16 protein-coding genes are annotated in these 15,113 nt (G+C 64.1%); 13 read left to right on the top strand and 3 right to left on the bottom strand.

Going from position 1 to position 15,113, the window contains the following annotated elements; translation table 11 throughout:
* The first annotated feature begins 7 nt into the window (after window positions 1-7).
* The 4 genes from QPK29_RS19730 (at window position 8) to QPK29_RS19715 (ending at window position 4,209) form a co-directional block, all read left to right on the top strand.
* Window positions 8-496 (top strand): CvpA family protein, encoded by a 489-nt coding sequence (locus QPK29_RS19730; protein ID WP_056136726.1) that lies wholly within the window; start codon window positions 8-10, stop codon window positions 494-496.
* A gap of 40 nt (window positions 497-536) precedes the next feature.
* On the top strand, window positions 537-2,060 hold the full coding sequence (purF, locus tag QPK29_RS19725) for an amidophosphoribosyltransferase (RefSeq protein ID WP_056136727.1): 1,524 nt from the start codon (window positions 537-539) through the stop codon (window positions 2,058-2,060).
* Window positions 2,061-2,126: 66 nt separating this feature from the next.
* Window positions 2,127-3,368 (top strand): cystathionine gamma-synthase family protein, encoded by a 1,242-nt coding sequence (locus tag QPK29_RS19720; RefSeq protein ID WP_056136730.1) that lies wholly within the window; start codon window positions 2,127-2,129, stop codon window positions 3,366-3,368.
* A gap of 52 nt (window positions 3,369-3,420) precedes the next feature.
* Window positions 3,421-4,209: a tetratricopeptide repeat protein gene (locus tag QPK29_RS19715; protein WP_371770825.1), complete on the top strand. Its 789-nt coding sequence runs from the start codon at window positions 3,421-3,423 to the stop codon at window positions 4,207-4,209.
* A 16-nt stretch (window positions 4,210-4,225) separates the two neighbouring features.
* Here the strand turns inward: QPK29_RS19715 and QPK29_RS19710 are convergent, their stop codons facing one another.
* Window positions 4,226-4,687 carry a hypothetical protein gene (locus tag QPK29_RS19710; protein ID WP_371770824.1) on the bottom strand — a complete coding sequence of 154 codons (462 nt, stop codon included), beginning with the start codon at window positions 4,685-4,687 and terminating at the stop codon, window positions 4,226-4,228.
* A gap of 155 nt (window positions 4,688-4,842) precedes the next feature.
* Here QPK29_RS19710 and QPK29_RS19705 point away from each other — a divergent pair, with 155 nt between their 5' ends.
* A complete protein-coding gene (locus tag QPK29_RS19705) occupies window positions 4,843-5,478 on the top strand; it encodes an SAM-dependent methyltransferase (protein WP_371770823.1) in 636 nt (211 codons plus the stop codon).
* Window positions 5,479-5,533: 55 nt separating this feature from the next.
* Here the strand turns inward: QPK29_RS19705 and lexA are convergent, their stop codons facing one another.
* A complete protein-coding gene (lexA, locus tag QPK29_RS19700) occupies window positions 5,534-6,196 on the bottom strand; it encodes a transcriptional repressor LexA (protein ID WP_056136736.1) in 663 nt (220 codons plus the stop codon).
* 256 nt (window positions 6,197-6,452) lie between these two features.
* On the opposite strand from lexA, the gene rpsF reads away from it, so the two are divergent.
* The 8 genes from rpsF (at window position 6,453) to QPK29_RS19660 (ending at window position 14,786) form a co-directional block, all read left to right on the top strand.
* A complete protein-coding gene (gene rpsF, locus QPK29_RS19695; protein WP_056136738.1) occupies window positions 6,453-6,836 on the top strand; it encodes a 30S ribosomal protein S6 in 384 nt (127 codons plus the stop codon).
* Window positions 6,837-6,859: 23 nt separating this feature from the next.
* A complete protein-coding gene (priB, locus tag QPK29_RS19690; RefSeq protein ID WP_056136740.1) occupies window positions 6,860-7,150 on the top strand; it encodes a primosomal replication protein N in 291 nt (96 codons plus the stop codon).
* A 38-nt stretch (window positions 7,151-7,188) separates the two neighbouring features.
* Window positions 7,189-7,479 (top strand): 30S ribosomal protein S18, encoded by a 291-nt coding sequence (gene rpsR, locus QPK29_RS19685; RefSeq protein WP_020656854.1) that lies wholly within the window; start codon window positions 7,189-7,191, stop codon window positions 7,477-7,479.
* Window positions 7,480-7,525: 46 nt separating this feature from the next.
* Window positions 7,526-7,978 (top strand): 50S ribosomal protein L9, encoded by a 453-nt coding sequence (gene rplI / locus QPK29_RS19680; RefSeq protein ID WP_056136742.1) that lies wholly within the window; start codon window positions 7,526-7,528, stop codon window positions 7,976-7,978.
* Window positions 7,979-8,161: 183 nt separating this feature from the next.
* Window positions 8,162-9,547 (top strand): replicative DNA helicase, encoded by a 1,386-nt coding sequence (locus QPK29_RS19675; RefSeq protein ID WP_056136924.1) that lies wholly within the window; start codon window positions 8,162-8,164, stop codon window positions 9,545-9,547.
* A 96-nt stretch (window positions 9,548-9,643) separates the two neighbouring features.
* The gene (locus QPK29_RS19670; protein WP_056136743.1) at window positions 9,644-10,270 is read left to right on the top strand and encodes a DUF47 domain-containing protein; all 627 of its coding nucleotides are present in this window, start codon (window positions 9,644-9,646) and stop codon (window positions 10,268-10,270) included.
* Window positions 10,271-10,292: 22 nt separating this feature from the next.
* A complete protein-coding gene (locus QPK29_RS19665) occupies window positions 10,293-11,303 on the top strand; it encodes an inorganic phosphate transporter (RefSeq protein WP_056136745.1) in 1,011 nt (336 codons plus the stop codon).
* A 387-nt stretch (window positions 11,304-11,690) separates the two neighbouring features.
* The gene (locus QPK29_RS19660; RefSeq protein ID WP_371770822.1) at window positions 11,691-14,786 is read left to right on the top strand and encodes an alpha-1,6-glucosidase domain-containing protein; all 3,096 of its coding nucleotides are present in this window, start codon (window positions 11,691-11,693) and stop codon (window positions 14,784-14,786) included.
* A 65-nt stretch (window positions 14,787-14,851) separates the two neighbouring features.
* On the opposite strand, the gene QPK29_RS19655 is transcribed toward QPK29_RS19660, so the two are convergent.
* A complete protein-coding gene (locus QPK29_RS19655; RefSeq protein WP_371770821.1) occupies window positions 14,852-15,100 on the bottom strand; it encodes a hypothetical protein in 249 nt (82 codons plus the stop codon).
* Window positions 15,101-15,113: the final 13 nt, after the last annotated feature.

The raw sequence follows: 15,113 nt of genomic DNA, 5'->3' as shown, positions 1-15,113 counted from the left end.
TGAAGCCGTGACGATTTTCGACTACGTGGTGTTGTTCATCCTGATCTCGTCGGTCGTCATCAGCACCATGCGCGGCCTGGTGAAGGAAATCCTGTCGCTGGTCGGCTGGGTGGCGGCCTTCATCGTGGCCAACGCCTTCGGCGCGAAACTGGCACCCATGCTACCATCCGTGATTCCGGGCGAAGCCTTGCGGCTGATCGTTGCCTTCATTGCACTGTTCCTCGGCGTGCGCGTGCTGATGGGCCTGCTGGCCCTTGCGATCAGCGCCCTGATCGAGGCCTCCGGCCTGTCCCTGGCCGACCGCGGACTCGGCGGCCTGTTCGGATTGGGCCGGGGTATTGTGATCGTGCTGGCCGGCGTCATATTGTGCGGGATGACATCCATCCCCCAACAGGCTTTCTGGAAAGACGCGCTGTTCTCGCCCATGGCGGAAACCGGAGCGCGCACCGTCAAACCTTTCTTGCCCGCTGCCTTCGCGCAGCACGTGCAGTTTTGAAACACCCTTTTGTCTAGCTGTCCAAGTTTAGGAGCACACCATGTGTGGCATCGTCGGCGTCGTCTCGCAAGCCCCCGTCAACCAGCTGTTATATGATGCGTTGCTGCTGTTGCAGCACCGCGGTCAGGACGCAGCGGGGATTGCAACCAATCACAGCAGCATGTTCTCGATGTACAAGGCCAACGGCCTCGTGCGAGACGTCTTCCGCACGCGTAACATGCGTTCGCTGCAAGGCAATTCCGGCATTGGCCACTGCCGCTACCCGACCGCCGGCTCGTCCAGCGAAGAGGAAGCGCAGCCGTTCTACGTGAATGCCCCGTTCGGCATCACCCTTGCGCACAACGGTAACCTCACGAACCAGGAACAACTGAAGGAAGAGCTGTTCCGCATCGACCGCCGCCACGTCAACACGAACTCCGACTCGGAAGTCCTGCTGAACGTGCTGGCCCACGAGATCGCCACGGCCGCCGACGGCTACTCGCTCGATCCGGACGCCGTGTTCAAGGCCGTCGCGCACGTGCACCGCCGCGTGCGCGGCGCGTACGCCGTCATCGCCCAGATCGCCGGCCATGGCCTGCTCGCGTTCCGCGACCCGTTCGGCATCCGCCCGCTGTGCCTCGGCATCAACGAGACGGAAAACGGCCCCGAATACCTCGTCGCCAGCGAATCCGTCGCGCTGGAAGGCCTGGGCTTCCGCTTCGTGCGCGACATCGCGCCGGGCGAAGCCGTCTGGGTCGACGCCGATCGCCAGCTGCACACCCGCCAGTGCGCCGAGAATCCGTCGCTGAATCCGTGCGCGTTCGAATACGTCTACCTGGCCCGCCCGGACTCCGTGATCGACGGCGCCTCCGTGTACGCCACCCGACTGCGCATGGGCGAATACCTGGCCGAGAAGATCCGCAAGGAGATTCCGGTCGAAGAGATCGACGTCGTGATGCCGATCCCGGATTCGTCGCGTCCGGCCGCCATCCAGCTCGCGCTGAAACTGGGCGTCGAATACCGCGAAGGCTTCATCAAGAACCGCTACGTCGGCCGCACGTTCATCATGCCGGGCCAGGCGATGCGCAAGAAGTCGGTGCGCCAGAAGCTGAACGCGATCCCGTCCGAATTCAAGGACAAGAACGTGCTGCTCGTCGACGACTCCATCGTGCGCGGCACGACGAGCCGCGAGATCGTGCAGATGGCGCGCGAATCGGGCGCCCGCAAGGTGTTCTTCGCGTCCGCCGCGCCGCCGGTCCTGTACCCGAACGTGTACGGCATCGACATGCCGACGCGCGACGAGCTGATCGCCCACGGCCGCACCGTCGAGGAAGTGTGCCGCGAGATCACGGCCGACCGCCTCGTCTACCAGGACCTCGATGCGCTGAAGAAGTCGATCTCCGACGTCAACCCGGCCCTGACGAACGTGGAAGCGTCGTGCTTCGACGGCGTCTACGTCACGGGCGACGTCACGCCGGCCTACCTCGACCAGCTGGAGCACGCGCGCCACAAGTCGTCCGGTAAATCGTCGGAAGACATCGTGCGCACGCAACTGAACCTGAACCCGCCCGTCGCGGCGGAATAACGCGTATTCCGTAGGGCGGGCACCCGGTGCCCGCCTGGCGTATCGCGGCCCATCATTCAAAAGACCATGAGCGACAAACCCAACTACGGCTTCACCACCACCATCCTGCACAACGATCGCAGGAAGTCGATCGAACACAACTCGCTGCACAAGCCGATCCACACGTCGGTCGCGTTCGGCTACACGGATGCGCGCCAGCTCGCGTCCGTCTTCCAGGGCAAGGAACCGGGCTTCCGCTACGGCCGCCAGGGCAACCCGACCGTCAGCGCGCTGGAAGACAAGATCAGCAAGATGGAAGACGGCGTCGCGTCGCTGTGCTTCGGCACCGGCATGGCTGCCATCGGCGCGCTCGCGCAGGCACTGCTGCGCGCCGGCGACCACGTCGTGTCGTCCTCGTTCCTGTTCGGGAATACCAACAGCCTGTGGAACACGGTGGCCGCGCAGGGCACGGAAGTGTCGTTCGTGGACGCGACCGACGTCGCGAACGTGGAAGCCGCGCTGAAGCCTAACACGCGCCTCGTGTTCGTCGAGACCATCGCCAACCCGCGCACGCAGATCGCGGACCTGGCCCGCATCGGCGCACTGTGCCGCGCGCGCGGCATCCTGTACGTCGTCGACAACACGATGACGACGCCCTACCTGTTCCGCCCGAAGGCGGTCGGCGCGGGCCTCGTCGTGAACGCGCTGACGAAGTCGATCGGCGGCCACGGCATGGCGTTGGGCGGCGCGCTGACGGACACCGGCGTGTTCGACTGGAGCGCCTATCCGAACATCGCCGACAACTTCCGCCGCCAGCCGTCCGCCGCGCAGGGCATGGCCCAGCTGCGCGCGAAAGCGCTGCGCGACTTCGGCGCATCGCTGGCGCCGGAAGCGGCGCACCACATCGCGGTCGGCGCCGAAACGCTCGCGCTGCGCATGGAGCGCACGTGCGCGAACGCCCTGGCATTGGCCCGCATGCTCGAGGCCGATGATCGCGTCGCCGCCGTCCACTATCCTGGCCTGGAATCGCATCCGCAGCACAAGCTGGCGTCCGAACAGTTCCGCGCGTACGGCTCGCTGTTCAGTTTCGAGCTGAAGGAAGGCATCGACTGCTTCGATTACCTGAACCGCCTGAAGGTGGCGATTCCGGCGTCGAACCTGGGCGACACGCGCACGCTCGTCATCCCGGTCGCGCACACGATCTTCTTCGAGATGGGCGCCGAGCGCCGCGCCAGCATGGGCATCGCGGAATCGCTGATCCGCGTGTCGGTGGGTATCGAGGATACGGCCGACCTGCTGGCCGATTTCGGTAACGCGCTGAACGGTTGAGCCCGGGCGACGCTGCGGTTATGATCGACTTGTTGCCATTCATCTATTCGCCATGAAGACTGTCCTGTTCTGTGCCGCATTGCTGTGCGGCGGTGTCGCGCTGGCTGCCGAGCCCGCAGCAAAAAAAGGTGCTGCGCCGAAGCCGGTCGCCGCCGCCCCGTCCGCCAACGTCGCCGCCGAGCTCGCTGAAGCGGACGCGCTGTTCGCCAAGAAATCGTATCCGGACGCGCTGGCGAAATACACGAAGCTGGCGAACGCCGGCAACGTGATGGCCCAGCAGCACCTGGGTGAAATGTATTTCTACGGCGAGGCCGGCAGCGTCGACATGGACAAGGCCGCGCAATGGTTCCAGAAGGCGGCCGCCAAGGGCAATGCCGTCGCCATCGCATCGCTCGAGCTGATGAAGCAGCGCGAGGCCCGGCGCGCCGACCTCGACTACTGGATCGCGAAATACGACGGTTCCGACGTGCGCACCAACGACTACCGCTGCCCGGCGCCGCGCTTCCCGACCATGTCCAAGGTCAACGAGGAAATCGATTACTACAGCGGCAAGATGAAGGATTGGGAAGCGTGCCACAACCGTTGGGTGAAGCAGCTGAACGCCTCCCTGCCGCTGACGAAACGCATCCCGGAAGACATCGCGAAGCTGATGACGAAGGACGAGACGGAGAAGGCGAACGTGCACCTGAAGGAGGTGGGTGATCGCCTGGCGGAAGACACCAAGGTGGCCGGCCGGATGATCGTGGCGGACTTCGACGCCTGGCGCGCAGGCACGGAAGCCTACGTCAAGGAACACAACGAGATGGTCAAGAACGCGCCGCCGCCGGATAACGACAAGTAAGCGTCGGGGAGGCGCGCTAGCGCGGGCATGTGGTGTTCATGGGCGCGCTGCCGTTTGCCGGGTAGGTGCGGCAGAATGCGCCCACCGGCGTGACGATGCGGTACACGCGCGCGTTGCCGTCGGCTGCCGTCGTGATGTCTTCGATGCGCGCCGACCGGAACCAGCTGCCGCCCGCCGCGTGAGCGGCGTCGAACCGGCGGTCGATTTCATCCTGTCCGCGCGAGCGGAAGCGTTGCGGCACGCCAGGTGCGTGGTTCAGTTCGCGGGCAATCACGGCCGCATCGCGCGTGGCGGCCGCCAGCATGTCCATGCGCCCCGGAGGGCGCGCGTCCGTCGGCGCGGCAGGCGCGGGGTCGGGCTGCGGCTCGGCGGCGGCTTGCGGCGGCACGTCATCGTGGCCGGGAAAACGTGGCAGGGGAACGGACGTCGTCTCGACCAGGCCCAGCCACAGCAGGTGCGCCGCGCCGGATACCAGCACGGCAAGTGTCAGCCTTCCGTGCGCACGGGCGCCGGGCAGTTGGATTCTGGGGGAGGGCGGCACAAGACTCCTTCGCGGTACGGCGCCGCAGGCCGACGCACCAGGATCATATCTAAAAAATATCGTTGTTTTCTCACCAAAAGTCGCTTCGGCATATGCTCATCATCACCATCAAACAAGGCAAGGAAAAAAGCCTGCTGTCCGGCGACCCGTGGATTTATTTGTCCGCCGTCGAGAAAATCGAGGGACGGCCCCAGGAGCGCGGCAAACCCGGCGTCACTGCGATCGTGCAGTCGTCGGCACGCCAGTTTCTGGCGCGCGCGGCCTACAACGCGAAGTCGCAGATCGCGGCCCGCGTCTGGACGCTGCGCGAGCACGAGCCGGTCGATCACGCCATGATGAAACGGCGCGTGCAGGCCGCGGTCGCGCGGCGCGCCGTGGCCGTGCGCGGCGCCGATCCGCAAGCCCTGGTCCTGGTGATCGATGGCGAAAAAGACGGCCTGCCGGGGCTGCTGGTGCACAGCTATGGCGGGACCGGCGGTTACCTGGTGTGCCAGTTCAATGCCGCCGGCGTCGACGCGTGGAAAGTGACTATCGTGCAGGCGCTGGTCGCGGCGACGGGTTGCGCCAACGTATTCGAGCGGAGCGACGAGCTGTTGCGCAAAGGAGAGGGGTTGCCTGTCATCTGGCGCGCCCTGGCCGGCGACGAGCCGCCGCAGCGCCTGATGGTACGTGACGGCAGCCGGCTGCTGCCGACGGATATCCGTACCGGTTTCGTCTATCCGCGCTGAGAGCAGGATAAAACGACAAGGCCCGCATGACGCGGGCCCGTGTGCAGGCGGAAGGTCAGTGCCAGGACCGCAGCAGTCCGACGGCCAGGCCTTCCAGCGCGAACTCGTCGGCCTGCGGGTCGACGGTAATCACGGAAAAGTCCGGGTTTTCCGGCAGCAGTTCGATCGTGGAACCGGTCTTGCGGTAGCGCTTGACCGTCACTTCGTCGCCGATGCGGGCGACGACGATCTGGCCGTTCTTCGCGCTGTCGACCTTCTTGACGGCGAGGAAGTCGCCGTCGCAGATGCCGGCGTCGCGCATCGACCAGCCCTTGACCTTCAGCAGGAAGTCGGGCTTGCTCGAGAACATGGCCGGGTCGACGGAGTAGGTCGCTTCGACATGTTCCTGGGCGAGGATGGGCGAGCCCGCAGCGACGCGGCCGACGAGCGGCAGCGACATCAGGTTCGGCGGAATCGGCGGCACGAAGGCAGGTACCGCGGCCGCAGTCGCCTTGGATTCGACGGACTGGCCGACGAGGCGGATACCGCGCGAGGTACCCGGGGAAATTTCGATCGCGCCCTTACGGGCCAGGGCCTGCAGGTGTTCCTCGGCGGCATTGGCCGAGCGGAAGCCAAGCTCCTGGGCGATTTCGGCGCGAGTCGGCGGGAAGCCAGTGTTGTCGATGGCTTCCTTGATCAGGTTGAGGATCTGTTCTTGCCGTGCGGTGAGCTTAAGCATGTTCGTCTTCGTTGGTACGGGGTCAGACTGTATTTTTGTACAGTATTGCGCCACGCGCAAGGGGATTTCAAATTTTTTTTGCGGTGCGGTACGCAGCGCACGTTTACAACTCTTTGCGGTGCGGTACGCAGCGCACCTGCAAGCGGTACCTATTGAGCACTTGACGGTCTTGCTGTTATAATGTTGGGCTTTCCCTTCCCACACTCGTCTTGACGCCGAGGTGGGCATTTGTTTAAACGTCCTTAAGGAGTGTTTCATGCGTCATTATGAAATCGTGTTTATCGTCCACCCGGACCAGAGCGAGCAGGTCCCGGCGATGATCGAACGCTACAAGGCTACGGTCACCTCGCGCGGCGGCAACATCCACCGCGTCGAAGATTGGGGCCGTCGTCAAATGGCTTACCAGATCCAGAAGCTGCCGAAGGCACACTACATCTGCCTGAACATCGAGTGCGACAACGAGACCCTGGTCGAGCTGGAAACCGCATTCAAATTCAATGATGCCGTGCTGCGTCACCTGACCGTGAAGATGAAGAAAGCTGAAACCGCACCGTCGCCGATGATGAAGTCGGTCCAGCGCGAAGACGCAGCCAAGAGCCACCGCGCCGAGCAGGCCGCCGCTCCGGCCGCCGCAGCCTAATCTCGCGGGAGCAACAAGCTGTAGTGAACGAGCTGTCCCTGGTCGCGAGCATCCTGGAACGCGACGTCCTGCGCTACACACCGGCCGGCATCCCCATCGTGGGCGGCATCCTGCAACACGGATCGACGCAGACGGAAGCGAGGCTGGACAGGCAGGTCGAATTCGAGATTCCCGCGGTTGCCGCGGGCGAGATTTCGGGGCGATTTGCCAATGCCGAGTTGGGCGCGATGTACCGCTTCACGGGATTCTTGGCCAGGAAAAGCCGTCACAGCAAAAGCTTGGTGTTTCACATCATTGATTTCAGTGCCGCGTAAATGCGGGCACGTTTATAGATAGATACAGGAGCCTCAAAATGGCATTCGGTAAAAAGTTCGACAAAAACAAAGCTAAGCTCAAAGAGAAGCGCAAACAGCAGAACCCGCTGTTCAAGCGCAAGAAGTTCTGCCGCTTCACCGCAGCAGGCGTGGAACAGGTTGACTACAAAGACGTCGACACCCTGAAGGATTTCGTCCAGGAAAACGGCAAGATCATGCCGGCACGCCTGACCGGCACCAAGGCTCACTACCAGCGTCAAGTGGACACCGCCATCAAGCGCGCCCGTTACCTGGCTCTGCTGCCGTACACCGACCTGCACAACGCTTAATCGTCGGTTACGACATCGAAGCATAGTCAGATTACTGGAGAATAAAATGCAAGTTATCCTGCTGGAAAAAGTCGTCAACGTCGGCAACCTGGGCGACGTCGTCAAGGTCAAGGATGGTTACGCTCGTAACTTCCTGATCCCGCAAAAAATGGCCCGTCGTGCAACGCAAGCTGCCGTGGCCGAGTTCGAAGTCAAGCGCGCCGAACTGGAAAAAGCAGCTGCCGAGAAACTGGCTGCCGCTCAAGGCCAAGGCGACAAGCTGAACGGCATGACCGTCACGATCGCCCAGAAAGCCGGCGTCGACGGCCGTCTGTTCGGTTCCGTGACCAACTTCGACATCGCTGAAGCCCTGACCAAGCAAGGTTTCGCCGTCGAAAAGGCACAAGTGCGCATGCCGACCGGTCCGCTGAAGACCACCGGCGAGCACCCGGTGTCGGTCGCTCTGCACACCGACGTCGTGGTGGAAATCACCATCGCTGTCGTGGGCGAAGCCGCCTAATCAGAGTTTCAAAGTAATACCGTCGTCCCCGCGCAGGCTGGGGCCCAAGTTGCGACTTCGGATGCAAAGCTTGGGTCCCCGCCTCCGCGGGGACGAATTATTTTTGCAACAGCAAAAATAATTCGTTTTTGGAAACTCACCAATGATTTCAGCGCCTGATCGGGAACGGGTATAATGCCGGCCATGAACACCCCAGCAGACCCGCAGATCGAGTCGCTCCGCATCCCCCCGCATTCCATCGAAGCAGAACAGTCCGTCATCGGCGGCCTGCTGCGCGATAACGCGGCGTGGGACCGCATTGCCGACTTCATGCATGCGGAGGATTTTTACCGCTACGACCACCGGATCATCTTCGAACAGATGGTCCGCCTGATCAATGCCGGCAAGCCTGCCGACGTGATCACCGTGTACGAGGCGCTCGTCCAGCTCGGCAAGGCCGAGGACGTCGGCGGCCTGCAGTACCTGAATGCGATGGCGCAGAACACGCCATCCGCCGCCAACATCCGCCGTTATGCCGAGATCGTCCGCGATCGCGGCGTGCTGCGCCAGCTCATCACCGTTGCCGACGAAGTGTCCGGCAAGGCATTCAATCCGCAAGGCGCCGAGGTCAAGCAGATCCTCGACGAGGCGGAATCGCGTATCTTCGCGATCGCCGAGCAGGGCGCCCGCGGCGCCCAGGGCTGGCTGCCCGTCCAGCCGCTGCTGACCCAGGTGGTCGAGCGCGTGGACGAGCTGTACAGCCGCGACAACCAGGGCGAGATCACCGGCGTCCCGACGGGCTTCACCGATCTCGACAAGATGACGTCCGGGCTGCAGCCGGGCGACCTCGTCATCGTCGCCGGCCGTCCGTCGATGGGCAAGACCGCGTTCTCCGTCAACATCGGCGAAAGCGTGGCGGTCGACGCCGGACTGCCGGTCGCGATCTTCTCGATGGAGATGGGCGGCGTGCAGCTGGCGATGCGTATGCTCGGCTCCATCGGCCAGCTCGACCAGCACCGCCTGCGTACCGGCAAGCTGCTGGACGAGGACTGGCCGCGCCTGACGCACGCGATCCAGAAGATGAACGATGCGCAGATCTTCATCGACGAGACGCCGGCGCTGAACCCGATCGAGATGCGCGCCCGCGCGCGCCGCCTGGCCCGCCAGTGCGGCAAGCTGGGCCTGATCATCGTCGACTACCTGCAACTGATGCAGGGTTCCAAGCCGGGCGACAACCGCGCGTCCGAAATCTCGGAGATCTCGCGTAGCCTGAAGGGCCTGGCGAAGGAACTGGGATGCCCGGTGATCGCGCTGTCCCAGCTGAACCGCTCGCTGGAACAACGCCCCAACAAGCGTCCCGTGATGTCCGACCTGCGCGAATCGGGCGCTATCGAACAGGATGCGGACGTGATCATCTTCCTGTATCGTGACGAAGTTTACAACCCGGACTCGCCCGACAAAGGCACTGCCGAGATCATTATCGGCAAACAGCGTAACGGCCCGATCGGCGCCATTCGCGTGACCTGGATGGGCATGTACACCAAGTTCGGCAATTACACCGGCAACCTGGCTGTGTACCAGGGCGATTAAGCCGGCGGCAGTCAAGGATCGCGGCGCCCGGTCCACCCTGGAACGGGCGCCGCGACTTTCAAAGAAGTCCCAAGAGATTTACCCAACGGAGAACCTATGTTTGGACGCCTGATGCCCACGGAGGGCAAATTTTTCGACCTGTTCAACCAGCACGCCGCGTTGTGCGTGAAGGGTGCACAAGAGATGGTCGGCCTGATGACCAACTTCGACGACCTGGAAAACCGCACGCACGCCGTGGAGAGCATCGAAAAACAGGCGGACAAGGTCACGTACCAATGCGTGGACCTGCTGCACAAGACGTTCATCACGCCGCTCGACCGCGACGACATCCATAAGCTGATCACCCGCATGGACGACATCCTCGACATGATGGAGGACGCCGCCCAGACCATCTCGCTGTACGACCTGCACGCCGTCACGCCGGAAGCGAAGCGCCTGGCCGAGCTGTGCCTGGCATGCTGCGAAAAGGTCCAGCAGGCCGTCGGCATGCTGCACAACATGGACAACGCCCAGAAGATGGTCGCCATCTGCGAAGAGATCGACCGCCTGGAATCGGACGCCGACCACGTGATGCGCGCCGCCATGTCCAAGCTGTTCCGCGACGAGCCGGACGTGCGCAACCTGATCAAGATGAAGGCCATCTACGAAATCCTCGAGACCGTGACCGACCGCTGCGAAGACGTTGCCAACATCATCGAAGGCATCATCGTCGAGAACGCGTAACGACCGGAACAACAAAAACAACATGGACTCTCTACATATCAGCATTTATGTGCTGGGCCTGCTCGTCTTTTTAGCGCTGGTCTTCGACTTCATGAACGGCTTCCACGACGCCGCCAACGCGATCGCGACGGTGGTGTCGACGGGCGTGCTGCGTCCGCAGACGGCCGTCGCGATGTCCGCGATGTTCAACTTCGTCGCCATCTTCACCGTCGGCCTGCACGTGGCGTCGACGGTGGGCAAGGGCACCGTCGACCCGCACATCGTCGACCACTACGTCGTGTTCGGAGCGCTCGTCGGCGCGATCATCTGGAACATCATCACGTGGTACTACGGCATTCCGTCGTCGTCCTCGCACGCCCTGATCGGCGGCCTGGTGGGCGCGGCCGTCGCCAAGAGCGGCACCGGCGCGCTGGTCGGCGGCGGCCTGCTCAAGACCGTGCAATGGATCATCCTGTCGCCGCTGCTGGGCTTCATCCTCGGTTCGCTCGTGATGCTGGCCGTGTCGTGGATCTTCGTGCGCACCCCGCCGCGCAAGGTCGACACGTGGTTCCGCCGCCTGCAGCTGTTCTCGGCCGCGGCGTACAGCCTGGGCCACGGCGGCAACGACGCGCAGAAGACCATCGGCATCATCTGGATGCTGCTGATCGTGGCCGGCGTCTCCAAGGCCGGCGATGCCACGCCCCCGCTGTGGGTCATCATCTCCTGCTATACGGCGATCTCGATGGGCACACTGTTCGGCGGCTGGCGCATCGTGCGCACGATGGGCCAGAAGATCACCAAGCTCAAGCCGGTCGGCGGCTTCTGCGCGGAATCGGGTGGCGCCATCACGCTGTTCATCGCCAGCGCGATCGGCGTGCCGGTGTCGACGACGCACACCATCACGGGCGCCATCGTCGGCGTCGGCTCGGCGCAGAAGGCGTCGGCCGTGCGCTGGGGCGTGGCCGGCAACATCGTATGGGCCTGGATCTTCACCATCCCCGCGTCGGCGTTCATGGCGGCGATCGCGTGGTGGGTCGGCACCCACATCCTGTAAGCGCACCGCGCCGTCATCCACAAGCAGCCTCCGGGCTGCTTTTTTATTTCCCAAAACCGAAGTCAAACCCCAGCTTTAGGAAATTGCCCAAATTCGGGGTCAGAGCACTTTTTCAAAAGATGCGCAGAAGCGACGCTGCTACGATCACTGACCACATTGGTCGCCGTTTTGTGCCCGCAGCGCAGTCGAAATTTCTTGCAGTTTCTTCCCTCAAAAAGGGCTCTGACCCCGAATTTGGGTTTTGCGCCACATTTCGGTGTTTCCTTTTCATTTTTGCTAACGCACGTAGTAATATTACAGGCGATCGTCGGCCAGCGTTGCCGTCCGGGCCACGCCCGTCGGTCAGAATAAGAATGAAGAGGGGACAATATGATATTGAGAAGTAGTTTGACTTCATGGTTGGGGCTCGCCGCGGCCGCCTGCGCCAGCCTGCTGCTGGCCGGTTGCGGCGCCGGCGGTACCGGCCAGCAGGCCACCCAGTCCGGCACGCGGCTGCTGGCGGCCAGCGCCACCACGGCCACACCCGTCGCGCCGGGCAGCATCCGCATGCACTTCCACCGCGTCCAGAACGACACGGCCCAGTGGGGCGTATATTCGTGGGATGGTCCGCAGCATCCCAGTTCGGCGTGGATCACCGACCGCTTCATGTTCACGGGCACCGACGGTTTTGGCGGCTACGTCGATATTCCGGTGGCGGCGGGCAAGAGCGCGATCTGGTTCCTCGTCACCGACGGCAACGGCAGCAAGAATTGCGGCGCCGACCAGCACGCCGACTTGAATGCCGACGTCGCCACGAAGGGCCAGGAAGCCTGGATGCTCGAAGGCGACTGCGCGGTCTACGCCACCCAGCCCGCGCTCAGCTTCGGCAATCTCGCCTTCGCCAACGCCCAGTGGCTCACCAGCACGACGCTGGCCTGGCCGGGCGTGCCCACCGGCGGCACCTATAAACTGTTCCATGCCGCGAACGGCGGTCTCGCGGCGAGCGAAGGCGGTCCCGTGGGCCTCAGCGGCGCGGAGGTCGCCTTCGACCTCACCGTGTCCGCGCTGCCGGACGCCATGCGCCAGAAATATCCGCACCTGGCCGGCGCGACCGGCCTGCGCCTGAAGGACGCCGACGCGGCCAGGGTCGCATCGCTGGTCAGCGGCCAGTTCGCCATCGCCCAGTACGACGGTGCCGGCAACCTCGTGCAGGTGACGTCGCTGCAGACGGCCGGCCTGCTGGACGATCTGTACGCGGCGCAAGCGGTGCAGGCTCAACTGGGCGTGTCGTTCGACCGCAGCGGCCGCGCGACGTTCCGCGTGTGGGCGCCGACGGCGAAATCCGTCGCGCTGAACCTGTACGCGAGCGCCAACGCGGCGACCGCGACGACCGTCCCGATGACGCGCGACGCGGCCAGCGGCGTGTGGAGCGCCACGTCGAACGATCCGACGCTCGCCAACCGCGCCTACTACACGTACACCGTGCAGGTGCTGTCGCGCTGGGCCGACAACAAGATCGTGACGAACACCGTGACCGATCCGTATTCGCTGAGCCTGTCCGCGAACAGCGCGCGCAGCTTCGTCGCGAACCTCGACAGCCCGCAACTGAAGCCGGCCGGCTGGGACGACCAGCGCATTCCGAAACTGGACGCGCCTACCGACATCGCGCTGTACGAGCTGCACATCCGCGACTTCTCCGCGTCCGACGCCACCGTGCCGGCCGCCCACCGCGGCAAATACCTGGCCTTCACGGACGGCGACGCCAACGGCATGCGTCACCTGAAATCGCTGCAGAAGGCGGGCATGACGCACGTGCACCTGATGCCGAGTTTCGACATCGCCAGCGTCGACGAAAAGGGCTGCGTCACCCCGGCCATTCCGAACGCGGGCGCGGATTCGACCGCGCAGCAGGCCGCAGTCGCCGCCGTGGCGGATACGGACTGCTTCAACTGGGGCTACGACCCGGTCCACTACAATACGCCGGAAGGCAGCTATGCGACGAATGCCGACGACGGCGCCGTGCGCGTGCGCGAGTTCCGCGCGATGGTGCAGGCGCTGCACGAGACCGGCCTGCGCGTGACGATGGACGTCGTGTACAACCACACGAGCCAGTCGCAGCAAGGTCCGCTGTCGGTCCTCGACCGCATCGTGCCGACCTATTACTACCGCCTCGCCAACGATGGCCACATCCTGAACGACAGCTGCTGCGCCGATACCGCGCAGGAAAACGCGATGATGGGCAAGCTGATCGTCGATTCCGTGTCGCTGTGGGCGCGCCAGTACAAGGTCGACAGCTTCCGCTTCGACATCATGGGCCTGTCGCCGCTGGATCTCATCAAGCGCCTGCAGGTCAGCGTCAACCAGGCCGCGGGCCGCGACATCTACCTGTACGGCGAAGCGTGGAACTTCGGCGCCGTCGGCAACGACGCCCGCTTCGTGCAGGCGCGCCAGGCCAACATGGCGGGCACCGGCATCGGTTCGTTCAACGACCGCATGCGCGACACGGTGCGCGGCGGCGGTTGCTGCGACGGCGGCCAGGCGCTGGTCAAGGAGCAAGGCTTCATCAACGGCGTCTACACGGACCCGAACGCACTGTCGACGCAGACCCGCGACGATGCGCTGCGCCTCGCGGACCTCGTGCGCGTCGCGCTGTCCGGCACGTTGCGCGACTACCGTTTCACGGACCGCTTCGGCAACGAGCGCACGAACGCGCAGATCGATTACTTCGGCCAGCAGGCCGGCTTCGCGGCGAGTCCGGCCGAGACGATCAACTACATCGAGGCGCACGACAACCAGACGCTGTTCGACATCAACGCGTTCCGCCTGCCGCAAGCGACCTCGCTGTCCGACCGCGTGCGCGTGCAGACGCTCGGTGCCGCGATCAACGTGCTGGCGCAAGGCATCCCGTTCTTCCACGCCGGCCAGGAAATCCTGCGCTCGAAATCGCTCGACCGCGACAGCTACAACGCAGGCGACTGGTTCAACAAGCTGGATTACAGCTACGCGTCGAATAACTTCGGCGTCGGCCTGCCGATGGCGGGGCAGAACCAGGACAACTGGTCCTTGATGGCGCCCATCCTCGCCAACCCGCTGATCAAGCCGGACACGCGCGCGATCCTCGCCGCGAAGAACGCGTTCGAGGACTTCCTCGCGATCCGCGCGGACAGCACGCTGTTCCGCATGCGCACGGCGCAGGACGTGATCGACCGCCTGAAGTTCTACAACGTGGGACCGAACCAGGTGCCGGGACTCGTCGCGCTGAGCATCGATGGTGCGCGCTATCCGGGCGCCCGGTACAAGGCGGTCGTCGTCGTGTTCAACGTCGACAAGATCCCGAAGACCATCATGATCCCGGAACTGAAGGGCCGCAAGCTGCAGCTGCATCGCATCCAGCGCAACGGCAGCGACGACGTCGTGAAGGCCTCCACCTTCGTGCCCGGCGTCGGCATCTTCGCGATCCCGGCGCGCACGGCGGCGGTGTTCGTGCAGAACGCGAACGACTGATCGGGGTGCAATGAAAAAGGGCCGGGGATGCGATCTCCGGCCCGTGTGCCATGGCGTGTTGCGACTCAGGGCTTGCCGGCTGCCCAGTTGTTGGTGCCGCTGCCGTTGGTGCGGTCGTTCTCGAGCGCCTGCTTGTCGACGATCGTCAGGTTGTCCGTGCGGCTCGGCGCCTTGCGCGGGATGAGGGTGCCGGTCGGCGTGTAGCTCGAATCGAGGTAGGTGTTGCCACCTTGCGCCGGTTTGGCGCCGTCGGCGGCGCAGCCGGGCAGCAGGATGGCGGTGGCCGCCAGGATCGGCGGAACGATGCGGTTCATTACGTTACTCTCC

Origin of the sequence: Massilia orientalis (assembly GCF_030411975.2) — a bacterium.
In the GTDB taxonomy this organism is placed as follows: Bacteria; Pseudomonadota; Gammaproteobacteria; order Burkholderiales; family Burkholderiaceae_D; genus Telluria; species Telluria orientalis.
This window is presented reverse-complemented; position numbering and strand designations above follow the sequence as displayed.

What these genes read in the sequence shown, in the direction of transcription:
- purF (WP_056136727.1), top strand. Translation starts at nt 537, where the DNA reads ATGTGTGGCATCGTCGGCGTCGTCTCGCAAGCCCCCGTCAACCAGCTG.
- QPK29_RS19720 (WP_056136730.1), top strand. Translation starts at nt 2,127, where the DNA reads ATGAGCGACAAACCCAACTACGGCTTCACCACCACCATCCTGCACAAC.
- QPK29_RS19715 (WP_371770825.1), top strand. Translation starts at nt 3,421, where the DNA reads ATGAAGACTGTCCTGTTCTGTGCCGCATTGCTGTGCGGCGGTGTCGCG.
- QPK29_RS19705 (WP_371770823.1), top strand. Translation starts at nt 4,843, where the DNA reads ATGCTCATCATCACCATCAAACAAGGCAAGGAAAAAAGCCTGCTGTCC.
- lexA (WP_056136736.1), bottom strand. Translation starts at nt 6,196, where the DNA reads ATGCTTAAGCTCACCGCACGGCAAGAACAGATCCTCAACCTGATCAAG.
- rpsF (WP_056136738.1), top strand. Translation starts at nt 6,453, where the DNA reads ATGCGTCATTATGAAATCGTGTTTATCGTCCACCCGGACCAGAGCGAG.
- rpsR (WP_020656854.1), top strand. Translation starts at nt 7,189, where the DNA reads ATGGCATTCGGTAAAAAGTTCGACAAAAACAAAGCTAAGCTCAAAGAG.
- rplI (WP_056136742.1), top strand. Translation starts at nt 7,526, where the DNA reads ATGCAAGTTATCCTGCTGGAAAAAGTCGTCAACGTCGGCAACCTGGGC.
- QPK29_RS19675 (WP_056136924.1), top strand. Translation starts at nt 8,162, where the DNA reads ATGAACACCCCAGCAGACCCGCAGATCGAGTCGCTCCGCATCCCCCCG.
- QPK29_RS19670 (WP_056136743.1), top strand. Translation starts at nt 9,644, where the DNA reads ATGTTTGGACGCCTGATGCCCACGGAGGGCAAATTTTTCGACCTGTTC.
- QPK29_RS19665 (WP_056136745.1), top strand. Translation starts at nt 10,293, where the DNA reads ATGGACTCTCTACATATCAGCATTTATGTGCTGGGCCTGCTCGTCTTT.
- QPK29_RS19655 (WP_371770821.1), bottom strand. Translation starts at nt 15,100, where the DNA reads ATGAACCGCATCGTTCCGCCGATCCTGGCGGCCACCGCCATCCTGCTG.